17 protein-coding genes are annotated in these 17,471 nt (G+C 48.9%); 4 read left to right on the forward strand and 13 right to left on the reverse strand.

Annotated features, from left to right (window positions below):
- Position 1: 1 nt before the first annotated feature.
- From AC9UCN_RS03570 to AC9UCN_RS03590, 5 genes are all read right to left on the reverse strand, one after another.
- The gene (locus AC9UCN_RS03570; RefSeq protein WP_509523765.1) at positions 2–1,015 is read right to left on the reverse strand and encodes an alpha/beta hydrolase; all 1,014 of its coding nucleotides are present in this window, start codon (positions 1,013–1,015) and stop codon (positions 2–4) included.
- Between the two features lie 29 nt (positions 1,016–1,044).
- Positions 1,045–2,703, reverse strand: a complete 1,659-nt coding sequence (locus AC9UCN_RS03575) for a DUF885 domain-containing protein (RefSeq protein WP_509523767.1) — start codon at positions 2,701–2,703, stop codon at positions 1,045–1,047.
- A 79-nt stretch (positions 2,704–2,782) separates the two neighbouring features.
- The gene (locus AC9UCN_RS03580) at positions 2,783–3,211 is read right to left on the reverse strand and encodes a DoxX family protein (RefSeq protein WP_509523769.1); all 429 of its coding nucleotides are present in this window, start codon (positions 3,209–3,211) and stop codon (positions 2,783–2,785) included.
- A 9-nt stretch (positions 3,212–3,220) separates the two neighbouring features.
- Positions 3,221–4,024 (reverse strand): heliorhodopsin HeR, encoded by an 804-nt coding sequence (heR, locus tag AC9UCN_RS03585; protein ID WP_509523772.1) that lies wholly within the window; start codon positions 4,022–4,024, stop codon positions 3,221–3,223.
- 69 nt (positions 4,025–4,093) lie between these two features.
- Positions 4,094–5,725, reverse strand: coding sequence for a DHA2 family efflux MFS transporter permease subunit (locus AC9UCN_RS03590; protein WP_509523775.1), 1,632 nt, complete (start codon positions 5,723–5,725; stop codon positions 4,094–4,096).
- 113 nt (positions 5,726–5,838) lie between these two features.
- On the opposite strand from AC9UCN_RS03590, the gene AC9UCN_RS03595 reads away from it, so the two are divergent.
- Positions 5,839–7,344: an SDR family oxidoreductase gene (locus tag AC9UCN_RS03595; RefSeq protein WP_509523778.1), complete on the forward strand. Its 1,506-nt coding sequence runs from the start codon at positions 5,839–5,841 to the stop codon at positions 7,342–7,344.
- Between the two features lie 6 nt (positions 7,345–7,350).
- Here AC9UCN_RS03595 and AC9UCN_RS03600 read toward each other — a convergent pair whose 3' ends face one another.
- From AC9UCN_RS03600 to AC9UCN_RS03630, 7 genes are all read right to left on the reverse strand, one after another.
- Positions 7,351–7,998 (reverse strand): Pr6Pr family membrane protein, encoded by a 648-nt coding sequence (locus tag AC9UCN_RS03600; RefSeq protein ID WP_509523780.1) that lies wholly within the window; start codon positions 7,996–7,998, stop codon positions 7,351–7,353.
- A 40-nt stretch (positions 7,999–8,038) separates the two neighbouring features.
- Positions 8,039–9,028, reverse strand: a complete 990-nt coding sequence (locus tag AC9UCN_RS03605; RefSeq protein ID WP_509523782.1) for an agmatine deiminase family protein — start codon at positions 9,026–9,028, stop codon at positions 8,039–8,041.
- Between the two features lie 8 nt (positions 9,029–9,036).
- A complete protein-coding gene (locus AC9UCN_RS03610; RefSeq protein ID WP_509523784.1) occupies positions 9,037–10,038 on the reverse strand; it encodes a nitrilase-related carbon-nitrogen hydrolase in 1,002 nt (333 codons plus the stop codon).
- A gap of 12 nt (positions 10,039–10,050) precedes the next feature.
- The gene (locus tag AC9UCN_RS03615; protein ID WP_509523787.1) at positions 10,051–11,346 is read right to left on the reverse strand and encodes a pyridoxal phosphate-dependent decarboxylase family protein; all 1,296 of its coding nucleotides are present in this window, start codon (positions 11,344–11,346) and stop codon (positions 10,051–10,053) included.
- A gap of 68 nt (positions 11,347–11,414) precedes the next feature.
- The gene (locus tag AC9UCN_RS03620; protein WP_509523789.1) at positions 11,415–11,636 is read right to left on the reverse strand and encodes a hypothetical protein; all 222 of its coding nucleotides are present in this window, start codon (positions 11,634–11,636) and stop codon (positions 11,415–11,417) included.
- A 22-nt stretch (positions 11,637–11,658) separates the two neighbouring features.
- Positions 11,659–12,591: an EamA family transporter gene (locus AC9UCN_RS03625; protein WP_509523791.1), complete on the reverse strand. Its 933-nt coding sequence runs from the start codon at positions 12,589–12,591 to the stop codon at positions 11,659–11,661.
- Between the two features lie 7 nt (positions 12,592–12,598).
- Positions 12,599–13,600, reverse strand: a complete 1,002-nt coding sequence (locus AC9UCN_RS03630; protein ID WP_509523794.1) for an aldo/keto reductase — start codon at positions 13,598–13,600, stop codon at positions 12,599–12,601.
- Between the two features lie 23 nt (positions 13,601–13,623).
- Here AC9UCN_RS03630 and msrA point away from each other — a divergent pair, with 23 nt between their 5' ends.
- The 3 genes from msrA to ettA all read left to right on the forward strand — a co-directional run bounded on the left by msrA (position 13,624) and on the right by ettA (position 16,537).
- Positions 13,624–14,145: a peptide-methionine (S)-S-oxide reductase MsrA gene (gene msrA, locus AC9UCN_RS03635; RefSeq protein WP_509523796.1), complete on the forward strand. Its 522-nt coding sequence runs from the start codon at positions 13,624–13,626 to the stop codon at positions 14,143–14,145.
- Positions 14,146–14,239: 94 nt separating this feature from the next.
- A complete protein-coding gene (locus AC9UCN_RS03640; RefSeq protein ID WP_509523798.1) occupies positions 14,240–14,683 on the forward strand; it encodes a single-stranded DNA-binding protein in 444 nt (147 codons plus the stop codon).
- 171 nt (positions 14,684–14,854) lie between these two features.
- The gene (gene ettA, locus AC9UCN_RS03645) at positions 14,855–16,537 is read left to right on the forward strand and encodes an energy-dependent translational throttle protein EttA (protein WP_509524546.1); all 1,683 of its coding nucleotides are present in this window, start codon (positions 14,855–14,857) and stop codon (positions 16,535–16,537) included.
- Here the strand turns inward: ettA and AC9UCN_RS03650 are convergent.
- A complete protein-coding gene (locus AC9UCN_RS03650; RefSeq protein ID WP_509523801.1) occupies positions 16,509–17,432 on the reverse strand; it encodes an acyl-CoA thioesterase in 924 nt (307 codons plus the stop codon). The genes ettA and AC9UCN_RS03650 overlap by 29 nt on opposite strands.
- Between the last annotated feature and the right edge of the window lie 39 nt (positions 17,433–17,471).

Consider the following 17,471-nt stretch of genomic DNA (forward strand, 5'->3'; position numbering starts at 1 on the left):
ACTACTTAGTTAGTGCCCGATCAAAAAACCCCGATAGCAAATCTGCATATCGCTCGGTCTCAGAGAGCATTCCCTCAGTGTGATCAGAGCCCTTAAAGGTTTCAAGTGTGACATCGGACCCCTGCTGTTTGGCATAGTTATAGAAGTCCACCGATGACTGATAATCCAGTCTCTGGTCGATGTCCCCATGAAGAATAAGCATCGGTCGATCGCCCGCAGCTTCGATTCCTTGCATTACTGAAGTTTCAGTCAGGTTCACGCCGTGAAACAACTGCGCCGAGATTAAAGCCAGTTGCCATAAGAAGCCAGGAAAGCCTTGGAACTCAACTTCTCTTGTGGCGGCAGCATTGAAATCAAAGATTGTTCCCTCCATTGCAAAGGCTGAAACATTCTCTGTCTTTGCTGGAAGCAGAGATGTGGCGACCGCTCCACCGGAGACTCCATACATGCCAAGCGATTCTGGCTTGACACCCTTGGTTTCTATTAGCCAGTCGGCAACCGCTGCAAAGTCGGTGGATTCCTCTTGACCCGCCGAGTGACGACCGTCGGTGCAGGTGGACTCTCCGGTGTCACGAGAGTCGACTAGTAGAACTTGGAAACCATTTTTCACCAGCATTGCCGATGGAAGCAGAGTGTTGAAATCTCTTCTAGAAGTGCCGATACCGTGGGTGACAATAACTGTTTTTCCATTGGAAACCTCTGGCTCAATCCACCAGGCTGAAAGAGTTACTTCTTCGCTGACCGGTATCTCAACCGCGTCGTAGTTGTTATCGGTTAGCCACCAAGCGCTTAGATCGTAATCAACCCACTTATCCCACCCAGATCCCGGGAAAGGACCGTTTCCAGAAGCTGGGGTATAAAAAGCCTCCGGGGAGTTTGCTAAGTCGTCCTCGTTTATTGCACAGGGAACTACAGTTCCTGAGGTGTAAACATAGTTACCGGCGGCGAGTGCGCCACCGGAAACGATGACTACTAAAACTCCGGAAGTTATTGCTATCCACTTTGATGAGCGCATGAGAAAAGGTTAGCACCAGTATCTTTGGCCTAGGCCCTAGACATCGCTTCTTTGAGAGCGTCCAACCCTAAGCCACCGAGGTTTAGTGCCGTTGAGTGGAACTTCTTCATGTCGAACTCGGAACCCTTGCGAGCCTGGTAGTCATCTCGGATTTGTTCCCAAATACGCTGACCAATTTTGTAGCTTGGGGCTTGGCCTGGCCAACCAAAGTATCTGGTCACCTCAAAGCGAACAAACTCTGGACTCATGTTCACGTTTTTGGACATGAACTCCAGTGCGTAGTCAAAGTCCCAAACGCCAGTGCCATCTAGTTTTGGCTTACCTAGGTGCACTCCAATATCCAGCACGACTCGAGCAGCTCGCATTCGCTGGCCATCGAGCATCCCAAGGCGATCTGCAGGAGTTACTAGGTAACCAAGTTCATCCATGAGTCGTTCGGCATAAAGTGCCCAACCCTCCCCGTGACCGGAGGTCCATGAAGCCAAGCGACGCCAGTCGTTAAGAGTTTCGCGTATGTACGTAGCTTGGGCTACCTGTAGGTGGTGACCAGGAACACCCTCGTGGTAGACAGTTGTGGTTTCACGCCAAGTGTCAAATGATTCGACACCCTCAGGAACAGACCACCACATTCTTCCAGGTCTTGAAAAATCATCGCTTGGGCCGGTGTAATAGATTCCACCGTGCTTGGTCGGTGCAATCATGCACTCAAGCTTTCTAATTGGCTCCGCGATATCAAAGTGAGTCTTCCCCAGATCTTCAATAGCCTTGTCGCTCAGGCGCTGCATCCATTTCTGCAATTCATCGGTGCCATGTAGCTTGGTTTTTGAATCGTTCTCCAAATGAGCAATTGCTTCTGTAACGCTTGCCCCGGGAAGAATCTCGTTAGCAACCGCTTCTTGCTCAGCCACCACACGGGCTAGTTCTTCGATACCCCACTGGTAAGTCTCATCGAGATCAATTTCTGCGCCTAGGAAACTCTTGCTAAGTAATCGGTATCTTTCGCGACCGATAGCGTCTTGCTCGCTAGCTCTTGGCAGCCAGCTTTTCAGAAATTCACCAAAGGCTGCGTAGGCCTTAGTTGCTTCGGAAGCGGCAGCAACTAATTCTTCACGAAGAGTTGCAGGTAGTTCGGTATCGGCCTTAGCGTCCCTGGCGAATTCATGGAAGAAGCCCTCCGGCTTGTTTATCTGATCAACCTGAGTAATTACCTCTTCGAGCTGACGCTTGGCGGGCCCGTCAGCTTTCTCGAAGCCAATAGCTAGTGTCGCTTGGTAGCCAGATAGTGAGTCCTTAACTTTTCGCATACGGGAAGCAAGGTTCTCCCAATCAGCTATGGTCGCGGTGGGAGATAGATCGAAAACGTCTCTAACGCCTTGCGCTGGCGAGGCGATGTTGTTTAGGTCTCGGTAAGGTAAACCTGCGGCATGAAATTCAACATCGAGTTCCAGTTGCTGAGTCATTGCATCTTTAGTGACCCTATCCACCTCATCTATTGGTTCTAGTGCGGCAAGAGCGGCAAGGGTCTCCTGATTAAGCTTTAGGTCACGCTCGATGGCGGCGGGAGAGTAATCATCCATATCAGCGGCACCGGAGGAAAGACCGATACTGGTTGCAAAGCTTGGGTAATTTGCTGCCAACTGGGATAAGTACTTATTGGCAACAGCGTCTATTGCGGATGGCTTTCTCATCTTTAGCTCCCTTTTTTATCTCTAGCAATTAGGACATGGCAGCCAGAGACCCCAATTCTAAGGCACAAATAAAAAGCTGTTATTTCACCGAAGATTTCTTTCGGGATCTAAGCAGGTCTCTAAGGACACCCATTCCCGAAGTAGACCACAGTGCCCAGACAACCAATAGCGGCTGGAAAAACAACCGGGTGAGTCTGGCTTGGTCGGTATCTAAACCAAAAGCGTCAATACCTTCGACGTATTGATTGATGTTGCCAGGAAAAATTGCAATAAAAAACAGCGCAGTTAGAACGCCGAAGTAGGCAGCAATGCGTCCAGTGCTCAGCAGCCCAAGGCCAAGAGTTATCTCAACAGCACCAGAGGCCAAAACTACAAAGTCTGGATCCAGTGGTAGCCATACTGGCACTTGGGCCTGGAACTCTTGTCTTGAAAAAGTGAGATGACCGATGCCCGCATAAACGAGGGCGGCACCAAGTGCCGCCCTCGCTAGCAGTCGAGCTATTTTCAATCTGTTTTTCTAAGCGGTAAGGGCCGGAATGATTGCTCCGGAGAATACCTGCCAAGCAAGAATGCTCTTGGCTACCAAAGAAAGAGTGATGTAAGTTCTTTCTCCCTTTAGGTAGTTTGCCCATGATCCCCACTGCTTGTATTGCAACGCCTGGTTGATAGCGAAGGTGTTGAAAAACACAAACAGCGAAATGATGATTCCAATAACAAATCCTGGAACCTCTGCCGCGCTAGTGGAGCCTGGCTGCAAGGTGTAGACACCGATAAGGATCCAAGGAACAATGCCGGTGATCGAACCCATGATGAATGGCAAGCCTTGGCCGTTGCCAGGAGTTTCGTACTTCTCCTGTAGGGCTCCAAAGAAAATCATCGATGCGTTTACCGCGAAGATGCCTACCAGTGCTGAGAAATCAGATATTCCAGTTAGCTGAGCAATAAGCCAAATCATGACCGACGAGCTAAGGGAGTACTCGACCCAACGGAAGTAGTTCCGGTTTTGCTTCAGACCCTTCGAGTATCTTCCAAAGAACTGGGGGGAAGAGATCAAGAAGTGGAAGAAAGCCGACAATCCCAAGAAAGCGACGACTCCAATTCCAAGGTTGACCTCGAAAAGGACTACGCGCTCAGTTGGAAGTGGTGAGCCTGGAGGACCTGTCATGTAATCAACGGTGGTGCCAAACAGGACCTGGTTATCCAGTAGCGATAGTGCGTAGCCGAAAGCTACCGCCTGGAACAGGTGTAGCAGGCCCGCAACAATGTTGTACGCTCTTAGTCTTTTGATTTGCTCAGTAACTGAGCGCTTTTTCTGTGCCATCAGTAATACCCCTTCGTAATGGTTATTGCTTTAGTCTAGGCTCGCGCCTGAGTTTCACGGATAAGTGAGCTAGCTCTTCTTGGCTGACTTGCGCTTGGTTTTGGTCTTTTGTGAACCGAGATAGAAAGTAGAGGCAAAACCTATTAGCAAGAACCCAGCTGCCGACCAGGCTGCCAACTTGGCCCCATCTGTGAAAGCCTCACCTGCCGCTTCTGTTATGTCCTCTGCTAGTTCTTGTGAAACTTGTTGGGCAACTAATCCATCGGTGAGTTCTGGAATAACCGAACCAGCTGAATCAACGACCGCATCAACTAAAACAACGCTTTGAGCGGTTGGCACCTCAAGATCGCTAAGGCGTTGCTCGAAAGACGATTGTGTTCCGGTAAACAAAAGTGTTCCAAGAACAGCTACTCCGAGAGCTGAGCCAACTTGTCTAACAGTCGACTGTGATCCAGAGGCTTGACCAGTACTAGTCATAGGAACATCGACCATGATCACACCGGTTAGCTGAGCGGTAGCCAAACCAATTCCTACTCCATAAATGAACAAGAGGGGGGCAAGAGTAATCCAGCCGGCTTCAGTTGATGAAAATAGGGCTACACCCAGCACTCCAATAAGTTCAAGCCCGACACCTATTTGCACTGCCCGTGCAGGTGGCAACTTGCCACTTAGGGCTCCGCCAATCCCAGAGGCCATAAAAGCTCCAGCAGCAAGCCACAGAATAACTAGGCCGGATGAAATAGGACTTAGACCAACAACGTTTTGAAGCCAAAGTGGAATTGCAAACAAGATTCCAAACTCACCCATGGAGATAATCAGGGCCGCTATAGAACCATTTCTAAAGGAATTAATCTTGAATAATCCCAAATCCAAAAGCACATTTCTCTTCTGGGCTTCGCGCCTTCTTTCCCAAAGCACAAACACCACAGCAGAAATCACAAAGATCAGCAGAGAAACTGGAATTACGGAAATTCCTGTAGTTGGCCAAGCGAAGTCACCAACCATGAATTGGTTGTTGGGGTTGATTTCCCACCAGCCATAAATTCGGCCTTCAATTAGACCAAAAACCAAAGTGGAGAACATCACAACCGAAATGGCTGCTCCGATGAAGTCAACTCCTCCAGCTCGTTGTGGTGCCTTGGATTCAGAAACGTAATAGGCAAGACCGGCCAGGATCAAAATTCCAAGAGGCAAGTTAATTCCAAAAGCCCAACGCCAGCTGAAGTCTGTTGCTAACCAGCCACCAAGCACAGGCCCAACTGCGACCATGCCACCGATGGTCGCACCCCAAACAGCAAAAGCTATTCCTCTTTCTTTACCCTGGAAAGTGGCATTTAGAAGCGACAGGGTTGTTGGCAAAACCATAGCCCCACCGATACCTTGTATTACTCGAGCGAGGATCAACACGTCCGGTGATTCCGCAACTCCTGCCCAGACAGAGGCCAAAATAAAAATGACAATTCCAATACTTAGTAGTCGCTTTCGACCAAACCTGTCCGCGAGGGAACCCCAGACCAGAAGAAGTGATGCAAAGACTAGGACATAGCTTTCCTGAACCCACTGCACTTCCGTGGAGGTAAGACTGAGGTCGTTGATTATTGATGGAAAAATGGTGTTTACGATTGTGCCATCGATGATCACGAGGGATATGGCCATTGAGATAAAAACTAGCCCGACCCAGCGATTGCGAACTTTTGTCAATTGATTCCTGATTTCTGGTCTTTTCTAGCTGATGCCTACTAGATTGCTTGGGCTATGAACTAGCCGTCTCACAGTCTATGCGGGGGAAGGTGTTTTGAGGGTGATAATTGGTTATGACTGAAATTACCGAGGGCCTCCCGCTACCTTTTAAAACCAATGGCCTGGCACCTCTTTGCTTGGTCACCGGAGCAAATGGTTACATCGGTGGCAGGCTCATTAGAGAACTTCTAACATTTGGCTACCGCGTCAGAGTGCTCGCAAGAAACGCTTCGCGTTTGACACAGTATCCCTGGATTAGTCAGGTTGAAGTTGTTGAGGGAGACGCTCACGACGAGAAAGCTTTAGAACAAGCACTTTCCGGCATAGACGTCGCTTACTATCTACTTCATTCACTTCTTGTCAAAGATGACTTTGAAGCATCAGAACTAAAGATGGCAAAGATGTTTGCTGACGCGGCATCAGAGGCAAAAGTATCTCGAATCATTTATCTTGGTGGAATCATCAACGGCACCGATGAACTCTCTGATCACATGAGTGCTCGGATGAACACCGGAGCAATACTTGCCCAATCGGGTGTTCCAACAATCGAATTCCGGGCTGGGGTAGTTATCGGCTCAGGCTCTGCGTCCTTTGAGATGCTTCGCTATCTAACTGAGCGTTTGCCGATTATGACTACACCGAAATGGGTTAACAACAGAATTCAACCCATTGCGGTGCGCGATGTTCTTCGCTACCTAGTTGGAGCTGCGGCTTTGCCACCAACAGCAACGGGTGTCTTTGACATTGCAGGCCCTGACATCTTTACCTATGCAGACATGATGCAGCACTACGCAGCCGCTGCAGGACTCAAGCGAAGAATCATTATTCCGATTCCAGTTTTGACCCCGAGACTTTCTAGCGGTTGGGTTGGACTCGTTACTCCGGTTCCTTACCGACTTGCCCGAAGACTCGTTGAGAGCCTCAAGCACGAAGTGGTGGCTGCGCCATCAAATATCAATGAACTAATTCCTCCTTCGGCGGCCGGTCTGACATCTTTCGATGTCGCCGTGAAGCTGGCCCTGGTTCGAATCAAAGAGGCCAATGTCGAAACCCGTTGGACCAACGCTTCGGTTCCAGGAACCCCTAGCGAACCGCTTCCAACTGATCCGGACTGGGCTGGAGGTTCTTTGTATAAGGACGTTCGGGTGGTTCGAGGCACTGACTCAATGGAAAAGGTTTGGTCCAGGATTGAATCAATTGGTGGCAAGAATGGTTACTCCATGGCCAGCTGGGCTTGGGAGCTTCGAGGGCTAATGGATCGAATGGTTGGGGGAGTTGGGCTAAGGCGTGGAAGGCGTGATCCAGATCACCTAAGAATTGGTGACGCCGTGGATTTCTGGAGAGTCGAAGAACTTATTCCCCAAAAGCTTTTGAGGCTCCGTGCCGAAATGAAACTGCCAGGGCTGGCCTGGCTTGAATTCAGTATCGAAAAAGATCCTGATACACAGGAAACGGTTTTGACTCAAACGGCAACATTCGCACCTAAGGGTTTATTTGGTCAGCTCTATTGGTGGGCAGTGTTGCCGATGCACGGTTTCGTGTTCCCTTCGATGGCTAAAGGTGCCATCTCAGGGTCCTAGAACTAACTATCTGCGCGAGGTAACTTTCTGAATCAACTTCTTGAGTCCAAGAACTAGGAACCCAAGAATCAAAAAGAAGGAAGTTATTGCGCCGATGTAGGTAAGCATTCCAGGAACGCCGCCTTCTTCGTTCGGGTTGATAAACCAGTAAGGCCACCAGTTAGTAACAAGTCCTCTAATTACAGAAAACACCAACCAAGTTAAGGGAAACACTGCAACCCATAGAGCTGCGCGGAGCTTGATCTGAAATGCTTTGTGGGAAAGCAAGTAGTCAATGACAATCAAGATTGGACCGTAGGTGTGAATTACCTCATTTGGTAATACCGGCCAAACATAATCTCCGTCTCGAACATCTCCAGGAGCATCTGCAAGTAGCAAGTGGTAGACCACGCCAACGACAATCATTGCAACCGTAAAGCTGAGTCTGGCAATCTCAGTCTTCTTGGAGCCTTCTTTGTTTTGAACTAAGCCAACACCAGTGGCAAGTAAAAACGCGCCAGCAACGATCGCTGTGACGATAGAGAAGTATGCAAAATACTCGCCAGGTCTAAAGTTGTTGTTTGCGAGTCGGTCGGTTACCTGCCAGGCGACAGAGCCCAGGAGGGCAGAGCCGGTCAGAATACGAAGTAGTCCTAGAGAAGTGTTATAAATCATGCTCGCAACACTAGCAGCCGGTAATCAAAAAAGACTCAAGCTAAGCGGGCTGTTGCTGGGTGATGCAGTGAATTCCGCCACCATTAGCAAAGATTTGCTTGGCATCAACTAACACAATCTTTCGACCCGGATAAACCTTCTCAAGAATTGACTTAGCTATTTGGTCGTTCGGGTCATCAAATGAACAAAGAATCACAGCACCATTGACTATGTAGTGGTTGATGTAGCTGTAGTCGACAAAACCTTCTTCATCGCGCAAAATCTTAGGAGCAGGAACTGCGATCAACTCAAACTCACACGCGGCTTCAAGGGTTGCCTTTACTTCTTTAGAAACCTGAAAGTCAGGATGAGTTGGGTCTTGCTGGTCGTGATACAAGATGACATTCTCGCTAGCAAAGCAGGCAACGATGTCGATGTGACCTCTTGTTCCAAATCCGTCGTAGTCGCGAGTGAGGCCACGCTTTACCCAGATAGCCTTGGAGGTTCCAAGCTTGGCGTGAATCTCAGCCTCAACTTCTTGCTTGCTCCAGCTGGAGTTTCTGCCATCTCCCAGCTGCACGGTTTCCGTAAGCAACACTGCGCCTGCACCATTTACATGGATGCCGCCACCTTCATTAATTAGCTCGGAATCCAACACTTTGGATCCCGTTAGCTTTCCAATCAAGCCTGCCGTTAGTTGATCTTTGTCAAAGCTCGCCCACGGCTGATTGCCCCAGCCATTGAAGACCCAATTGATGGCAACGAGCTCACCATTTTCTGATTTGGCAAACGTTGGACCGTTATCTCTTAGCCAAGCATCGTTCAGTTCGGCTTCAACAATTTCAATGCTGGGGTGCAAATAATTTCGCGCTAGCTCGATCTGATCAGAGGTTACAAGCACTGTGACCGGTTCGTACTTTACAATCGCGTTTGCGACATTTGCCCAAGTGGTTCGCGTTAGCTCAGCTTCTTGATCGCTTTCACCAAGTAAATAGTTATTTGGTGGCCAGGACATCCAGGTGCGCTCGTGCTTTTCCCACTCCGCTGGCATTCTCAGTTTCATGAGGGTGTAACTCCCGCAATGCCGCCCTGCTCGCCATCGCCAGAATCTGTTCTTTTGTTCACAACCGGCTTGGTGAGCGCATCATAGGTATCTGGCCTGCGAGTAGCCAAGAAAGGAAACAAATCAAGCCAGTCACGTCTTTGGTCCAAGTCAAGATCTGCAACTAAAACTTCATCGGTGTCTCGGCCAGCCCGAGCTAGAACCCTTCCAAACGGGTCAGAGATAAAGCTGCTTCCGTAGAAGTTCAGAGAGCCTTCGTTACCGTACCGGTTTGGCACAACCATAAAAGTCCCATTGGCAATACCGTGCGAAACAATCACCTGACGCCATAGTGGTTCGGTATCAAAATCTGGGTGGTCGGGCTCAGAGCCAATCGCGGTTGGGTAGGCAAGTATCTGAGCACCACGCAAGGAGTAATTTCTAGCAACTTCCGGGAACCACTCGTCCCAGCAAGTTGGTAAACCAAAGCTTGCTTTTACTCCTTCGAGATCAAGGCTGTAAACGGGGTAGGGGTCTGGGTCTAAAGGGCCTGGCTGGAAGTATTTATCTTCGTAGTAGCCGGCAGTTACTGGAATGTGAAGCTTTGGGGTTCTGGCGATGATCTTGCCAGAACTGTCAACCAAGATTGCGGTGTTTAGCCCTCTGCCATCAGCCAAGTCAGCTTTTTCATAAAGCGATGCGTGAACTATTACGCCGAATTCTTTTGCGGTTCTAGCTGCGAACAGATGTGTCTTACCGCCTTCAAGAGGCTCTGCAATCTTTGAAGGAATACCCTCAGGCTTAACATCTGCTGGGTAACGAGACAAAGTTAGCTCTTGAAGAAAAACAATCTTCGCTCCAGCCTCAGCAGCGAGCTTGACGCCTTCAAATAACTTGGCTTCGTGTTCATTAGGATCACTGTGCCATTTTGTCTGCACTAAACCAACACGAAGCGGCTTTTGGGTAACAGCTTTGACTCTTGATAGTGACTTGGGAGCGGTAGCTAAAGTTAACTTCATACTTGTTGTCTCTTACTTCATACTTTCAAGAATGTTAACTAGCAATTCAATAGAGGTTTGCGGATTAACAATTGCAAAACGAGTGTTTGGCTTGCCTTGATGACTAGAGGAAACAACAAATCCGACTTCGTCTTTAAGAAGTTTCGCCGACCATTCGTCATAGTCAGCTAATGACCAGCCCTTGCGTTCAAATACCACAACAGATAACTCTGGCTCTCGAACTAGATTCAGGTAATCGAATCCCCTAATCAGTTCGGCTACCTCATGTGCTAGGTCGATGTTCGCTTCGATGGCTTCACGGTACTTTTCGACGCCATGAGTTGCTAGCGAGAACCAAAGCGGGAGGCCTCTTGTTCGCCTGGTTAGTCCGAATGAATAATCTGATGGGTTCCAGAGTCCAGATTCATTTAGCGTGGCGAGGTACTCTCCGCGCTGGGTGTGTGAAGCCTTTGCATACGCAGGCTCTCTGTAGACCAGAGCGCAAGCGTCATAGGGGGCAAAGAGCCACTTATGCGGGTCAACAATAAAAGAGTCGGCAAGTTCTGAGCCATCAAATAAGTGACGGTATTTTGGACTCAGAATGCCAGCAAGACCGTAGGCTCCATCGATGTGATACCAGATGTTATTTGTTTTGGCTATTTCACCGATTCCGCGAAGATCGTCAACAATACCAAAGTTGGTAGTGCCTCCGGTTGCAACAATTGCAAATACGCTGTGTGGCTCTGATGCTGAGAGCGCATCTTTAACAGAACTAGCAACTAGCTTTCCGTTCTCTTCTGGCTTTGCCAGAATGATGTTGACATCCATAACCTTAGCTGCTGATTTCAGTGAGGAATGGGCTTCTTTAGAAGCAATAAACGCTAATCTTCCTTCGTAATTGATTCCAGCTTTGGAAAGTCTTTCACGATGAGCATCTCTTGCAGCTGCCAGTGCTGAGAGGTTTCCAACAGTGCCACCCTGAGCAAAAACTCCTCCGGCGTTTTCCGGCAACCCCACCTCTTTTGCAAGCCAGGACAGCACCTGGTTCTCGGCAAAAATTGCGCCAGCGCCTTCTATCCATGACCCCCCGTATATCGAACTCGCAGAGACTATTAGGTCAAAAAGACTTGATACTTCAGTCGGCGCATTTGGAATGAAAGACAAGAACCCCGGGTGGTCAGTTGAAATTGTTGCTGGGGCTAGCACATCTTCAAAAAGCTTGAGGGCTGTTTGCCCTCCGATGCCTCGTTCGGTGATGGTTTGCCCAGCTTGTTTGAATATCTCTTCTTCAGACTTAGCTGAATCCAACGGAGCCGGACTGTAATCCATTCGGACCCTGACGTATTCGAAAATGGCTTCTCTCAGAGCCTTAGTTTCCTTGTTTATCTCATGCACGTTTAGCGTTTCTTTCTTCGGACAATTGAAACTGAGAAACCAATCACCACAACAGCTCCAAGGATCAAAGCCGCCCAAGTTCTTTGGTCAGCTATATCTTGGCAGGTAGTGAACCCTTCGGCATCCGGGACAACGCAGGTGCCGGTGTCAAAAAAAGCCAACAGCAGTGCTGCAAGTCCAACCAGCGCCACTGTTGCCAGCATTGCGGCGGAATCATTTCGCATCGGTTGTCCTTATGGCAGCTAGTTAGGAAGTTTCCTGTTTTTTTACTCTGGAAGTTTGTGCCAGAACGATTCCGGCGATAACCAATAACCCTCCAAGAGCCTGAAGCCCGTCAATTCTCTCATTTAGCCAAGCCCAACCAAAAACGAATGCCATCACGGTCTCAGCAGTGGAGAGAACCCCCACAGCGGTCGCCCTCAGGTGAGTTAGGGCCAGAAACGAGAACAGCATGGGAAGAAAGGACCCGAAGAACCCAATCCATATCAGAAGCACCCAAATCGGAAGCTCGTACTGTGCCAAGTTACCGGTTAGTGAGACAGTCTTCACAAACAAAGAAGTATCGAAGTTCCACCACGGGGTCACGATCAGCCAAAACAGAGCAGACACGGACATGCTGTAAAAAAGCGTGGAAAGCGCGTCTCTGTTTCTGAGGGTGTGCTCACCCATAAGAAAGTAAAAACTCAAAAATAGGGCGGCAGCCACAGCAAACATCACACCAACTGGGTTCAAACCACCATCCCAGATTCTAGAAACTACCACCAGGCCACCTAGCACCATGACAATTGCAAACCAAAGCCTAGGAAGCACTTTTTCTTTGAAGAGCCACAAAGAAACCAGCGGCACGATAACAATCGCGGTGTATTCAATTAGAAGCGCAATGCCAACTGGCAAGTTGGCAACTGCATTCGAATAAGACCATTGCATGAGCGCAACACCGAAGATCCCGAAGATTACAAGGTTCTTCCATTCCTTTGGCTTGACCTTGAAAGCCCTTGGATTTACTAGAGCAAGCGCGATACCGGCACCTAGGGCTGTAGCAAGCGAGCGAAAGATAACAAGTTCCGAGGGAGAAATTCCTGCTGCCATAGTGACTTTTGAGGTTGAGGCATTTAGCCCAAACAGCACAACGCCAGCTAGGGCAAAGATGACTCCTAGAACAGGATGCTTAGTTCTCAATTAGTTACTAACCCAACCCGTTCTTGGTTGCGTCATCGATTAACCGAAGTTCTTCCATGGTGAACGGGTTTGCAAAGATAGCTGCGTAGTTTTGTTCGAGCTGCTGAACACTTGAGGCTCCAATTAGAGCACTGGTCACAGCGGGCTGTCTTAGCACCCAAGAAATCGCCATTTGTGCAAGGGACTGATTTCTTGAAGTGGCAACAGCATTTAGAGCCTTCGCAGCTGTTAGGTACTGCTCGGTTATTTGGGCCGAAGGTAAGAACTTTCCTTTTGAGGCTCTCGAAGATTTGGGAACTTTTCCGTCCAAGTATCTATCGGTTAGCAATCCTTGGGCCAGAGGCGAAAAGACAATCGAACCTATTCCAAGGTCCTCTATCGTTTCCAATAATCCCCATTCAGGAGTTTTTTCCAGGATGGAATACTTTGGCTGGTGAATAAGTAGTGGTATCCCCATCGAATCCAAAATCTGTTTGGCCTTAATGGTTTGCTGCGGGTCATAGTTGGAGATTCCAACGTATAAAGCCTTTCCGCTTCTTACCGCAGAGGCGAGTGCACCCATAGTTTCTTCCAGGGGAGTTTCTGGATCGAATCGGTGTGAATAAAAGATGTCAACATACTCAAGGCCCATGCGATCAAGAGATTGATCTAGTGAGGCAAGCAGATACTTTCTTGATCCCCACTCACCGTATGGCCCATCCCACATGTCGTATCCAGCCTTGGTGGAGATAATCATTTCGTCTCGGTAAGGAGTGAAGTCTTTGCGCAGGTGCTCACCAAAGTTAATTTCGGCTTGACCGGGCGGCGGACCGTAGTTATTTGCTAAGTCAAAATGCGTTATTCCCAAATCGAAGGCACGACGAAGCACCGCGCGCTGGTTGGCAAAAGAATGATCCGAGCCGAAGTTGTGCCAAAGACCTAGGGATACTTCCGGAAGCAATAATCCGGACTTTCCTGTTCGGCGGTACTTGATTTGGGAGTATCTGTCTTGGCTGGCTCGAAATTTCATAAGCACAAGCCTAAGCTAGCTAGATGATCAGTTTTGTCCTCGGCGGTGGCTGCTTTTGGTGCCTAGATTCGAGCTTTATGCAGTTTCGTGGCGTAAGCGACGTCGAGGTCGGCTATAGCGGTGGCCATGTTGAAAACCCGAGCTACGAAGCCGTTTGCGGTGAGGGAACCGGTCACGCGGAAGTTGCCAGGGTTGTCTTTGATGAATCAATAATTCCCGCCGATGTGATTTTGGACATCTTCTTTACCTTGCATGATCCCACCCAGCTAAACCGCCAGGGTAACGACATTGGAACTAGTTATCGAAGCTGCATGTTCTATGACGGGCAAGACCAAAAAGCGCTATTTGAGCACGCTATTGAAAGAGCCAAGCAAGTCTGGGGAGACTCCATTGTTACCCAGCTATTGCCTCTCGAAAAGTTCTGGATTGGGGAGACCTACCACCAGGACTTCTTCGCCAAGAACCCTGACCAGGGATACTGCAACATGGTGGTCAAACCCAAGATGGCAAAGACCGCAAAGGCCTTTACTTCTTATCTGAAATAAGTTCTCCACAGATTCTTTCTGAACCCCCAAAGGCCATTTACCTTTTGAGAGTCTTTTTCTCTGTTTAGTTCAATCAGAGAAAAAGAAGGTAGCGATGTCAGATGTATTCTCAGTTCAAGGTTTAGTAGCAACAACCCCTAGGCACCTAGTCACTCAAGATGGCTTGCCGATAACCTCATTTCGCTTGGCATCCTCCAAGCGCCGCTTCGATAGATCCAAGAACACTTGGATTGACGGGGAAACTAACTGGTTCACCGTGACCTGTTTTCGCCAGCTTGCCATCAACACCGCAAGTTCGGTATCCAAGGGAGATCGTGTTTGCACTTCGGGGAGACTCAAGGTTCGTGACTGGGATAACGGAGAAAGAACTGGAACCTCTGTTGAGATTGAGGCCGATGTGATCGGCCACGACTTGTCTTGGGGCAATTCAGTGTTTACACGCACCGTTCTGGTGCGCGAAGAGCCAGCAGATAGTGAAATTGAAGATGAAGAGTTTGAGCCCAAGGAGACAACGCTGCTTAGCTCCGCGAGCAAGTAACAGACCCGGTCAGGCTACTTCCCCCTAAGCGCCTGGTCGCGTGACACCCTTTTTACCTAGGTGTATGTGATTGTCGGCTCACAATGAGCCACAACATTGTCGGATAAACTTATCCACAGCACTCTTGGTGAAAAGGGTGTCATTTTTTTGACACCACAATTTGAGGGAAACATGGCTGAATTTATCTATCAGATGATCAAAGCGCGAAAAGCGCACGGCGACAAACTTATCTTGGATGACGTAACGCTCTCATTTATTCCGGGCGCCAAAATTGGTGTTGTTGGACCTAACGGTTCTGGTAAATCGTCTGTTCTAAAGATCATGGCTGGTCTGGACACTCCCTCCAACGGAGAAGCTCGCCTAAGTGAGGGCTACACCGTTGGCATCTTGATGCAGGAGCCCAAGCTAGACGAAACAAAAACCGTGCTTGGCAACGTGGAAGAGGCAGTAAAAGAAGTAAAGGCCAAGCTCGACAGGTTCAACGAGATCTCAGCAGAACTCGCTAATCCAGACGCCGACTATGACCGCTTGCTCGAAGAGATGGGAACTCTTCAAGAGGCAATTGATCACCTGGACGCTTGGGATTTGGATTCGCAACTAGAGCAGGCAATGGATGCACTTCGCTGCCCACCTAGCGACACACCCGTGGCACATCTTTCAGGTGGAGAAAAGCGCCGTGTTGCACTTTGTAAATTGCTGCTTGAAAAGCCAGACCTACTACTTCTTGACGAGCCAACAAACCATTTGGATGCCGAGAGTGTTTTGTGGCTCGAGCAGCACCTTGCAAAGTATCCAGGTGCGGTATTAGCTGTTACACACGATAGGTACTTCCTAGATAACGTTGCGCAGTGGATTTTGGAACTCGATCGCGGACGCGCTTATCCATACGAAGGTAACTACTCCACTTACTTGGAGAAAAAGCAAGAGCGTCTAGAAGTTGCAGGAAAGAAAGACGTCAAGTTAGCTAAGCGCCTAAAGGATGAACTTGAGTGGGTCCGCTCGTCTTCTAAAGCTAGACAGACAAAATCTAAGGCCAGGCTTTCAAGATACGAAGAGATGGCAAGCGAAGCTGACAAGGCAAGAAAACTAGATTTTGAAGAGATTCAGATTCCGCCGGGCCCAAGACTTGGAAACATTGTTTTGGAAGCCAAGAATCTGCAGAAGAATTTTGGGGACAGAAAGCTGATCTCCGATTTGTCATTCTCGCTTCCTCGAAACGGAATTGTTGGAATCATTGGTCCAAACGGTGTTGGTAAATCAACCCTTTTCAAGATGATTGTTGGTGAAGAAACCCTTGATGGTGGCGAGCTCCAAATCGGTGAGACGGTAAAGATTTCCTACGTTGACCAGTCTCGTGGAGGCATAGACCCTGATAAGAGCCTTTGGGAAGTTGTGTCTGGCGGACTTGATTACATTCAAGTCGGACAAGTTGAGATGCCATCACGTGCTTATGTCGCAGCTTTTGGTTTCAAGGGTCCAGATCAGCAAAAACCTGCCGGAGTGCTTTCCGGTGGTGAGCGCAACAGGCTAAATCTTGCTTTGACTTTGAAAGAGGGTGGGAACCTACTACTACTTGATGAGCCAACAAACGATCTTGATGTTGAAACCTTAGGTTCTTTGGAAAACGCTTTACTTGAGTTTCCAGGTTGTGCCGTGGTCATCACACACGATAGGTGGTTCCTGGACCGAGTTGCTACTCACATCTTGGCCTACGAGGGAACTGATGAGAAGCCAGATAATTGGTACTGGTTTGAAGGAAACTTCGAAGCCTACGAAGCAAACAAGATTGAAAGATTAGGTCCAGACGCTGCCAAGCCGCACCGCTCTACTTACCGAAGATTGACAAGAGACTAGCTACTTTTCCTTCGGGTACTCGAACCATACCCTCCTGAGCAACTGTTGCTAGCAAGGCACCTTCGCGACTAAATATCTTTCCAATAGCCAACCCTCTGCTGTTTTGAGCAGCTGGTGATTCTTGAACATAAAGCATCCACTCATCCACCTTGGCAGGCGCGTGAAACCACATAGCGTGATCGAGGCTCGCAGTTTTTAGTCCCGGTTTAGCCCAAGAGATTTTGTGCCTACGATAGATGCTTTCAAGAAGCGTGAAATCGGAAGCGTACGCAAGGGCGGCTTGATGCAGGGTTGGAGAAGCAGGTAATTCTCCGATGGCCTTGAGCCAAACTGCCTGGTGAGCCACCGGCTCACCCTTTACTTCGAAGTAGATCGGGGATTGCACGTGACGCAAATCAAACGGTCTGGCCTTGGCCCAGTACTGAGCAACCGGGTGAGGAATACCGCCAAGCACTTCAGCTGCTGAGGGAAGATCTTCTGGCTGTTTCAAACCTTCTGGCATCTGCTCGTGGTGGGTAAGTCCTGGACTCTCAGTTTGAAATGAGGAGATCATGGAAAAGATGGGTTCACCTTTTTGGTAGGCCTGGACTCTTCTGGTTGAAAACGACTTACCGTCTCTTAGTCTGTCAACCGAAAAAGTAATTGGGAAATCAATGTCCCCCGGTCTCAAGAAATATCCGTGGAGCGAATGCAAGATTCTGTCCGGGTCTACTGTTCTGGTTGCTGCAACAGTGCACTGCGCGAGTACTTGACCACCAAATACTCTTCCGTGCGGCATCCATTGCGACGGGCCAATAAAAATGTCTTCTTTGGTTCTTGCCCCACCGGCATCTTTGATATCAAGCGCAACCAATAGATCAGCAAGTGGGTCTTTAGGAGGGGGAACCTTGCTCATCTTGGGTGTCCTTACTATGCGTGGCAGCTATCAGGGTAA

The sequence above is a fragment of the Rhodoluna sp. genome (assembly GCF_036721215.1).
Classification (GTDB): Bacteria; Actinomycetota; Actinomycetes; order Actinomycetales; family Microbacteriaceae; genus Rhodoluna.

Excerpts from the sequence above, each read along its gene's own strand:
- AC9UCN_RS03570 (WP_509523765.1), bottom strand. The coding sequence starts at position 1,015 with ATGCGCTCATCAAAGTGGATAGCAATAACTTCCGGAGTTTTAGTAGTC.
- AC9UCN_RS03575 (WP_509523767.1), bottom strand. The coding sequence starts at position 2,703 with ATGAGAAAGCCATCCGCAATAGACGCTGTTGCCAATAAGTACTTATCC.
- heR (WP_509523772.1), bottom strand. The coding sequence starts at position 4,024 with ATGGCACAGAAAAAGCGCTCAGTTACTGAGCAAATCAAAAGACTAAGA.
- AC9UCN_RS03595 (WP_509523778.1), top strand. The coding sequence starts at position 5,839 with ATGACTGAAATTACCGAGGGCCTCCCGCTACCTTTTAAAACCAATGGC.
- AC9UCN_RS03600 (WP_509523780.1), bottom strand. The coding sequence starts at position 7,998 with ATGATTTATAACACTTCTCTAGGACTACTTCGTATTCTGACCGGCTCT.
- AC9UCN_RS03605 (WP_509523782.1), bottom strand. The coding sequence starts at position 9,028 with ATGCCAGCGGAGTGGGAAAAGCACGAGCGCACCTGGATGTCCTGGCCA.
- AC9UCN_RS03610 (WP_509523784.1), bottom strand. The coding sequence starts at position 10,038 with ATGAAGTTAACTTTAGCTACCGCTCCCAAGTCACTATCAAGAGTCAAA.
- AC9UCN_RS03615 (WP_509523787.1), bottom strand. The coding sequence starts at position 11,346 with ATGGATTACAGTCCGGCTCCGTTGGATTCAGCTAAGTCTGAAGAAGAG.
- AC9UCN_RS03620 (WP_509523789.1), bottom strand. The coding sequence starts at position 11,636 with ATGCGAAATGATTCCGCCGCAATGCTGGCAACAGTGGCGCTGGTTGGA.
- AC9UCN_RS03630 (WP_509523794.1), bottom strand. The coding sequence starts at position 13,600 with ATGAAATTTCGAGCCAGCCAAGACAGATACTCCCAAATCAAGTACCGC.
- msrA (WP_509523796.1), top strand. The coding sequence starts at position 13,624 with ATGATCAGTTTTGTCCTCGGCGGTGGCTGCTTTTGGTGCCTAGATTCG.
- AC9UCN_RS03640 (WP_509523798.1), top strand. The coding sequence starts at position 14,240 with ATGTCAGATGTATTCTCAGTTCAAGGTTTAGTAGCAACAACCCCTAGG.
- ettA (WP_509524546.1), top strand. The coding sequence starts at position 14,855 with ATGGCTGAATTTATCTATCAGATGATCAAAGCGCGAAAAGCGCACGGC.
- AC9UCN_RS03650 (WP_509523801.1), bottom strand. The coding sequence starts at position 17,432 with ATGAGCAAGGTTCCCCCTCCTAAAGACCCACTTGCTGATCTATTGGTT.